8 protein-coding genes are annotated in these 6,497 nt (G+C 66.2%); all 8 read right to left on the reverse strand.

The genetic code is table 11. The annotated features are described in order from the left end of the window. The coding region (locus MRY84_RS09825) for an AarF/UbiB family protein (protein ID WP_291505550.1) at positions 1–893 on the reverse strand (893 nt) is incomplete at its 3' end. Then, positions 890–1,483 (reverse strand): hypothetical protein, encoded by a 594-nt coding sequence (locus tag MRY84_RS09830; protein ID WP_291505551.1) that lies wholly within the window; start codon positions 1,481–1,483, stop codon positions 890–892. The genes MRY84_RS09825 and MRY84_RS09830, both read right to left, overlap by 4 nt. Before the next feature lie 54 nt (positions 1,484–1,537). After that, positions 1,538–2,572: a TIM44-like domain-containing protein gene (locus MRY84_RS09835; RefSeq protein WP_291505552.1), complete on the reverse strand. Its 1,035-nt coding sequence runs from the start codon at positions 2,570–2,572 to the stop codon at positions 1,538–1,540. Between the two features lie 46 nt (positions 2,573–2,618). Continuing rightward, positions 2,619–3,350, reverse strand: a complete 732-nt coding sequence (ubiE, locus tag MRY84_RS09840; RefSeq protein WP_291505553.1) for a bifunctional demethylmenaquinone methyltransferase/2-methoxy-6-polyprenyl-1,4-benzoquinol methylase UbiE — start codon at positions 3,348–3,350, stop codon at positions 2,619–2,621. Positions 3,351–3,547: 197 nt separating this feature from the next. Further along, complete coding sequence (locus MRY84_RS09845) at positions 3,548–3,970, reverse strand: DUF971 domain-containing protein (RefSeq protein ID WP_291505554.1); 423 nt, start codon at positions 3,968–3,970, stop codon at positions 3,548–3,550. Positions 3,971–4,065: 95 nt separating this feature from the next. Continuing rightward, positions 4,066–4,434 carry a hypothetical protein gene (locus MRY84_RS09850; protein ID WP_291505555.1) on the reverse strand — a complete coding sequence of 123 codons (369 nt, stop codon included), beginning with the start codon at positions 4,432–4,434 and terminating at the stop codon, positions 4,066–4,068. Between the two features lie 157 nt (positions 4,435–4,591). Beyond that, positions 4,592–5,014 (reverse strand): HIT family protein, encoded by a 423-nt coding sequence (locus MRY84_RS09855; RefSeq protein ID WP_291505556.1) that lies wholly within the window; start codon positions 5,012–5,014, stop codon positions 4,592–4,594. Positions 5,015–5,177: 163 nt separating this feature from the next. Beyond that, on the reverse strand, positions 5,178–6,497 hold a 1,320-nt coding region (locus MRY84_RS09860; protein WP_291505557.1), incomplete at its 5' end, for a (Fe-S)-binding protein.

Here is a 6,497-nt window from a genome sequence, read left to right on the forward strand (position 1 = left end):
GGATCCAGGCTCACCTGGATGTTGCCAGGGTGCATGTCGGCATGAAAGAAGCCATCGCGGAACACCTGCGTGAAGAAGATGGTGACACCATCGCGGGCCAGCTTCGGGATGTCCACGCCGGCGTCGCGCAGCCGGTCGATCTGGCTGATGGGCACGCCGCTCATGCGCTGCATCACCATCACATCCGCATGGCAGAAGTCCCAGAAGATTTCCGGGATGAGCACCAGGTCCAGCCCCTGCATGTTGCGCCGCAGCTGCGCAGCGTTGGAAGCCTCGCGCACCAGGTCCAGCTCGTCGTGGAGGTAGTTGTCGAACTCCGCCACCACCTCGCGCGGCTTCAGGCGTTTGCCATCGGCCGAAAGGCTCTCCACCCATCCGGCCATCATGCGCATGAGGCTCAGGTCTTTTTCGATGACCGGCAGCATGCCGGGCCGCAGCACCTTCACGGCCACTTCGCGCTCCACGCCGTCACGGTCGCGCAGCGTGGCGAAATGCACCTGGGCTATCGAGGCACTGGCCACCGGCACGCGGTCAAACGAGGTGAAGACCTCGTCCACCGGCCGGCGGAAGGCCCGTTCGATGGTGGCGATGGCAATCTGCGGGTCGAACGGCGGCACACGGTCCTGCAGCCGGGCCAGCTCGTCGGCCACATCGGGCGGCAGCAGGTCGCGGCGCGTGGAGAGCACCTGACCAAACTTGACGAAGATGGGTCCCAGGCGCTCCAGCGCCAGCCGCAGCCTCTCGCCGCGCGGCGCATCCAGGTTGCGCCCGAACGACAGCACCCGCGACACCGTGCGCAGCCAGGGCTTCTGGAAGCTGTCGAGCACGATGGCGTCCAGCCCGTACCGGAACACCACCCACAGGATGGCCCCCCCCCGCAGAAACTGTTTCATGCGGCGGGCCGATCGGAGCCGGTGGTGGGAGCGGGGGACGGGGCGACCGCAGAGGACGGCGTAGGCGCCGCGCGGGCGCCGACAAACTGGCGCAGCGCCTGCGCGGCCCGGCTTGCCACTTGCGCCACGGTATGGGCCGGCGCGTCGCCGATCACTCGCGCCAGGTCTTCTTCGACATCCCAGCGCACGTGGTCGACCAGCCAGTTGATCTCGGCGGCAAGTTGCACGTCGCCCTCAATCCGGATGGCCGGCTTGTCGCCACGCAGGGCCGTCTGGGCTAACGCAAAGGGAGAGGTTTCGGTGATGTGCAGCTGCAGGTCCGGCACGGCGGCTTCAGGCGCCAGGTTGAACAGACCCGCCGGTGTAATGACCAGGGCCATCGAGTAGGCGCGCCACTGCACGCGCGCAATGCGGCCCTTCTGACGAACCAGGCGGTCCATGGCCTCTTGTTCCTGCATCAGCACATGGTTGAGAAACAGCACCATGCGCTGCTGCAGCTCGTGCACGAGCCACTGGGGGGGCTGGGGGCCGGCGGCCACCCGCTCGAAGAGGCCGTCCAGGAACGAAAAAGGGGACTGTGGTGTTGCCATAGTCCCCGATTATTCCCTGAACTGGAATGGCCCCGGAAGGAACCATTCCCCTTGCTATTGCAGGGCCTGCACGCCTGCCACCAGCCAGCCGCTGCCGCCAGCCTTGGGCTTGGTCATGTTCCAGACCTCGCGGAAGGGGCTCGGGCCGGCCGAAGGCTCCTCGCGGATCATGCCCGAGAACTCGACGCTGGCCATGTAGCCGTCTCCCAGGTCCTCGATGCCGAGCAGCTGGGCTTCGATCATGACCACGTCGGTGAGGTTGGGCTGCACGCCGCGGTGCGCTTCGCGCTCGGTGAGCTGGGTGCGGATTTCACCCAGCATGCCGTCGGTCATCATGGAACGCAGCGTGGAGATGTCGGAGCGGTCCCAGGCAGCCTGCAGCGTGACGAAGTTGCGCTTGGCCGCTGCAAGAAAGCCCTCGGTATCGAAGTCGGCCGGAACGCCCCAGTTCTGGGAGCCCGAGAGCCCCGAACCGATCACCACGCCCGACCCCACACCGCCCTGCCCTGCACGCGAGGCGTCGAAGGCCATGCTGCTGCGCTCCCAGGGGCGGGCGGAGGCGTCATTGCCCACGTTGTTGGGGCTGTACTGCGGAGGCGTCTGGGCACTGGCCGGCGACGCCGCGCCCGCACCGGCGCCCTGGAATGCAAACGGCGCACCGCCCGCAGCAGCGCCGCCCTGGCTTGCCGCGCCACTGCGCCCGCGCATCACCATCTTGAAGATGGCAAATGCCGCCAGCGCCAGCAGGGCAATCATCAGAAAGTTGGCAAACCCGGCACCGAGGCCGAGCGAATGCGCCAGCCAAGCCAGGCCCAGGCCCGCCGCCAGGCCGCCAAGCATGGCGCCCCAGGGCTTCTTGGGCGCCGCGGCCGCGGGCGCAGCACCCGCGGCCGCCGGTTTGGCAGCCGCTGCATTGGTGGCGCTTTGAGCGGGCGCGCCCGGCGTGGCCGGAGGGGCCGCTGCCTCGCGCTGGGTCACGTTGCTCGATTGCTGGCCCACCGATTTGCCACCGCCCAGGCGCTTGGCTTCGGCATCGGCATGCGCCACCGCCAGCATCGCTACCAGCACCACAGACCATAGTTTCTTCATGTCTTCTCCATCCTAATCATCAGCAAACCAAAACTTCAGGGCGTCTTCAGCACTTGATTCCAACATGCAAGGCCACGATGCCGCCAGTCATGTTGTGATAGTCCACATGGCCGAAGCCACTTTTCTGCATGAGGCTTTTGAGCTCTTCCTGCCCGGGGTGCATGCGGATGGACTCGGCCAGGTAGCGGTAGCTGGCGTCGTCGCCCGCCACGAGCTTGCCCAGCTGGGGCAAGACCTTGAACGAATACCAGTCGTATGCTTTTTCCAGGGGCTTGGCCACCTTGGAAAACTCCAGCACCAGCAGCTTGCCGCCGGGCTTGAGCACGCGGCACATCTCGGCCAGGGCCTGGTCCTTGTGTGTCATGTTGCGCAGGCCGAACGCGACACTGACCAAGTCGAAGTGCGCATCGGGAAACGGCAGTTTCTCGGCATCGCACACCAGCGTGGGCAACACCACGCCCGCATCGATCAGCCGGTCGCGGCCCACGCGCAGCATCGCCTCGTTGATGTCGGTGTGCACCACACGGCCGGTTGCGCCCACCTTTTTTGAAAATGCCAGCGCCAAGTCGCCCGTGCCGCCCGCGATGTCGAGCACCTGGCTGCCCTCGCGCAGGTTGGCCACCATCACCGTGTAGGCCTTCCAGGCGCGGTGCAGCCCGGCCGACATGAGGTCGTTCATCACGTCGTACTTGGAGGCGACGGAATCGAACACGCCGCGCACGCGGCGCGCCTTTTCCTGCTCATCGACCGACTGGAAACCAAAATGCGTGGTGCTCATAAGAATCATGCTAGGCGTGTGAACGCCAGAGGTACAGCGACAACCCCGCACTGGAATGGGGCATGCGCCAGGAGGGGAACGAAAGACATTGAAACAAATGGGGCTCCAGCGCTTATCCATCTTGCGCCAGCAGCTACTTTTTCAATAGCAGGCAGATGTGGTGCACATGCACCGAATGGCGTCGGTCGGGACCAGTCTCAGCGACAGCCGCCGTGCCCACCGGCCGCCCGGCCCTTGGGCAGCATGGGGGCATCGCGGTCCACGCCAGCGGCCGCCAGGCGCTCGGCATATTGGGCCCAGAGGGCTTCCTGTTGCTGGCCCAGCTCGTAGAGATAGTCCCACGAGAAGATGCCACTGTCGTGGCCGTCTGAAAACGTGGGCTTGACCGCGTAGTTGCCCACGGGCTCCAGGTTGACGAGCGTCACGTCGCGCTTGCCGGTCTGCAGCACTTCCTGGCCCGGACCGTGGCCTTGCACTTCGGCCGAGGGCGAGTACACGCGCATCAGCTCGAAGGGGATGCGAAATCGCGCGCCGTCCGAGAAGGCGACTTCCAGCACGCGCGAGGCTTCGTGCACCGTGAGCGCCTCGGGGGTGGGCGCACCCGCTTTCAAACCTGCCATGAGACAACCAGTCTTTGCAATGAGGAAATGGAAAACCTCCATTGTCCCACCGCATCGGGCCCGTCGCGGGCTCCGGCACCTGGAGTGCTACTGCGCTACTGAGGCAGAGGCAGGACGCGCACCGCTGCCGCATAGGGCTCCACGCGCAGGCTGTCGTGGCGCAGCACGCTGATCTGCCGCAGCGGGGCCAGCTCCAGTGCACCATCGCCGCCCTTGCGCGTAGCGTACTGCCAGACCGTGAGTGCACCCTTGGCTGCCAGGGCCTGGCCAATCGCACCGGCGTCGGCAGCGGGTGCCGTGGCGTCGCCTTTGGGCACGGCCACAATGACTTCGTCCTTGACGGTCACGATCTTGAACAGCGGGGGTTTGGAGGCATCGGCCATGGCAAGGCCGGAGGTGATGAGCAAAGCTGCGGCCGTGACAGCAGCACGGGCGCGGGGCAGCAGGGATGCAGAGTGAGTCATGGGTAGGGAGTCTTTCGGTGTGGCACGCATCATGCCCAGCCGCCCCGTGCCCCGCAAGGTGAACGGCGCCTTGCCGCGCACTGCAACGCGCAATTCCGCACACTTACGCGATCGCAATCCATGAGCGCCCCACCGCCCCGGTGCAGTGCAATCTGGCTCAGCAGCGCGCCAGCCGGTCCCGCAGCACCGCCTCCAGCGCGGGCAGGCGGCTCCGCACAGCGTCTTCCTGGGCCACCGGGCTCGGCCGCTGGGCCGCTGCCCACACGGGCGACGGGAAATGGCTGTCCCACTCAAAGCGCGCAATCACGTGCCAGTGCAGGTGGGGCACCATGTTGCCGAGCGCCGCGACGTTGACCTTGGTGGGCGACAGGTGCTCGCGCAGCGCCTGCTCCACCGCCACCACCACGTCCATGCAATGGGCGCGCTCGGACGCGGACAGATCCGAGAACTCGGCCACGTGCGCGTTCCACACCACGCGGTAGAACGCCGGAAAGCCGACTTCGTTGGCGCGGATCACCCGCAGGCGCTCGCCGCGCCAAACCAGCATCCCGCCGTCTTCAGCGCACAGAGGGCAACTCATTGGTAAAACCCCATCGCGCTTGAGAAAACACACATGGCTCGAACCGGGCGCGGCGCCAATCCAGGGACGCCGAGCAAGGGCCGCCCCGCAGCGAGGGTGTCGGCCCCCTCCCGCGCAGCGAGAGAGGGGGAGGGCGCGAAGCGACTCCGGGGGTGCTTCATTCCTAGACCAACACCCGCTCGATGCCGCCACCATTGGCGCGCTGCACGTACTCGGGCATCCAGTTTTCGCCCAGGATCTCACGCGCCATCTCGACCACGATGTAGTCGGCTTCGAGCAGGCCGTTTTGCAGATCGTCCTGGTAGCGGTTGAGGCCCTGCAGGCAGCTGGGGCAGCTGGTGAGGATCTTGACGTTGTCCTTTTCGCCCACTGCGCCGCTCTGGCGCAGCGTGGCCTCGCCCTTGCGGATTTCCTCTTCCTTGCGGAAACGCACCTGGGTGGACACGTCGGGCCGCGTCACGCCGAGCGTGCCGGACTCGCCGCAGCAGCGGTCGCTCTTGAGCACCTGCTCGCCCACCAGCGCCTTCACGGTCTTCAGCGAATCCTGCTGCTTCATGGGGTTGTGGCAGGGCTCGTGGTACAGGTATGCGCCCTTGCCTTGCAGGGTGATGCCCTTCTCCAGCAGGTATTCGTGGATATCGATGATGCGGCAGCCGGGGAAGATCTTGTCGAACTGGTAGCCCTGCAGCTGGTCGTAGCAGGTGCCGCAGCTCACCACCACCGTCTTGATGTCCAGGTAGTTGAGCGTGTTGGCCACGCGGTGGAAGAGCACGCGGTTGTCCGTGATCATCTTCTCGGCCTTGTCGAACTGGCCGCTGCCGCGCTGCGGGTAGCCGCAGCACAGGTAGCCCGGCGGCAGCACGGTTTGCACGCCCGCGTGCCAGAGCATGGCCTGGGTCGCCAGGCCGACTTGCGAGAACAAGCGTTCGGAGCCGCAGCCAGGGAAGTAAAACACCGCCTCGGTGTCGGCCGTGGTGGTGGCCGGGTTGCGGATGATCGGGACGTAGTCCTTGTCCTCGATGTCGAGCAGCGCGCGCGCCGTCTTCTTGGGCAGGCCGCCCGGCAGCTTCTTGTTGATGAAGTGGATCACCTGCTCCTTGACCGGCGCCGTGCCCACCGTGGCTGGGGGCTTGGCCGTCTGCTTGCGGCCCACCTTGCGCAGCAGGTCCACCGCCGTGCGCTGGGCCTTGAAGCCCACATCGACCATGGCCGAGCGCATCAGCTTGATGGTGTCGGGGTTGGTGGCGTTGAGCATGGTCATGGCCAGCGCGTTGCCGGGCCGGAAGCTCTTCTTGCCCATCTTGCGCAGCAGGTTGCGCATGTTCATGGTCACGTCGCCAAAGTCGATCTTGACCGGGCACGGTGTGTAGCACTTGTGGCACACCGTGCAGTGGTCCGCCACGTCCTCGAACTCCTGCCAGTGCTGGATGGACACGCCACGGCGCGTCTGCTCCTCGTACAGGAAGGCCTCGACCAGCAATGA

The organism is Acidovorax sp. (genome assembly GCF_022763525.1).
GTDB lineage: Bacteria > Pseudomonadota > Gammaproteobacteria > Burkholderiales > Burkholderiaceae_C > Acidovorax.

What these genes read in the sequence shown, in the direction of transcription:
- MRY84_RS09830 (WP_291505551.1), bottom strand. Translation starts at nt 1,483, where the DNA reads ATGGCAACACCACAGTCCCCTTTTTCGTTCCTGGACGGCCTCTTCGAG.
- MRY84_RS09835 (WP_291505552.1), bottom strand. Translation starts at nt 2,572, where the DNA reads ATGAAGAAACTATGGTCTGTGGTGCTGGTAGCGATGCTGGCGGTGGCG.
- ubiE (WP_291505553.1), bottom strand. Translation starts at nt 3,350, where the DNA reads ATGAGCACCACGCATTTTGGTTTCCAGTCGGTCGATGAGCAGGAAAAG.
- MRY84_RS09845 (WP_291505554.1), bottom strand. Translation starts at nt 3,970, where the DNA reads ATGGCAGGTTTGAAAGCGGGTGCGCCCACCCCCGAGGCGCTCACGGTG.
- MRY84_RS09850 (WP_291505555.1), bottom strand. Translation starts at nt 4,434, where the DNA reads ATGACTCACTCTGCATCCCTGCTGCCCCGCGCCCGTGCTGCTGTCACG.
- MRY84_RS09855 (WP_291505556.1), bottom strand. Translation starts at nt 5,014, where the DNA reads ATGAGTTGCCCTCTGTGCGCTGAAGACGGCGGGATGCTGGTTTGGCGC.